General features: G+C 45.4%; 1 pseudogene. It reads right to left on the bottom strand.

What is annotated here, in order from left to right:
* Positions 1 to 1,221 (bottom strand): annotated as a pseudogene (locus R7P67_RS25115) (hypothetical protein); the annotation flags it as partial.

Raw genomic sequence — 1,221 nt, 5'->3', positions numbered from 1 at the left:
GTCATGACACAAGTTAAGTTATCTTGAATCAATAAGTTATTGGCAAAGTACTTAGACGAACCGTTGGTTACCGTAATTTCATATTCGATGTTTCCACCGGGCACATATTCTGATGCGGTGGTTGTTTTAGAAATGGCAATATCGGAGTCAGAAACGTTCAGCACTTTTTCTGCATTGACTGTATCTGCGACGTTTGCGCTCTGAACTAATGAACCTGATTCATCTTTGACGGCAGCAGCAAAGCCTTGAAGCGTACCAATGGTGATTGGCGTCAGTGTAGCTTCAACTAGGTAAGTGATTGACTCACCGGGGTAGATCGACACCGTATCGTCAAAATCGACATCAGTTTGAACTCCACTTGCTTGATAGGCAGATAAGGAGTTAGAGCCAATGTTGTTGACCGTTACAGTCCACGTTGAGAATGGATTTCCGGTCACATCGGTGTTGTTAAAAGCAGACGAGAGATCGTTCGCCAAGCCATTGTTGGTAAGTAACGTGTTGATGTTCTGGGTAACGTGGTAACCATGTGCAATCGCACCACCGTTGTTACTGACTTTGATTTCGAAATTGAGCTTACCGTTTATTAAATAAGGTGTCGAAGACAAAAGTGTATGGGTAAGCGTAACGTTCGGCGTCGCTGGAGGCGTGACAAGAACATTGCTTTCTACAGGGCCATCGCGCGTTAACGCCGACGCCTTAGTTGTAATGTCAGAAACCAGATCATTCGCAACGGTCGCTTTGATGGTGTAAGTGATGTAACCACCCACGGATAGCTCCGCATTCTCTACCGACAAATCATCTTCTTTCGAAAATGTTCCCGTATTACTCCCAGAAGAAGCGACAGCACTGATCTCGACATGACTAAAAACTGGAGCGTTGGCACCGCTTAGAACCTCACCAGTAAGAGACAAAAAAGGTTGGGTTATGTCTAAGCCTTTTACTGCAAACAGGCCAGTATTTTTTGCGGTGAGCGTGTACGTCAAAACGTTTGCGACTTGATATTCAGCTGGCGTTACCGCTGCATCTAGCGTGTATTTGTATTCTGCAGGTTCAAACGTGACGCTGGTTGTATCAACGAATGTATTCTCTGCCCCAGCAATCATCGCTTTTACTTGTGCGCCACCTAATACGATGTTTTCAGCACTCTCATGAGACACTGTCGCGCTAACATGATAAGTAACTCGACCAAATGGCAGCAATGTCGCGCCAGTCACTTCTAAG

The organism is Vibrio sp. Vb0937, assembly GCF_033338855.1.
Note: the sequence above shows the minus strand (reverse complement) of the source record. Positions and strands in the feature narration are given on the sequence as shown.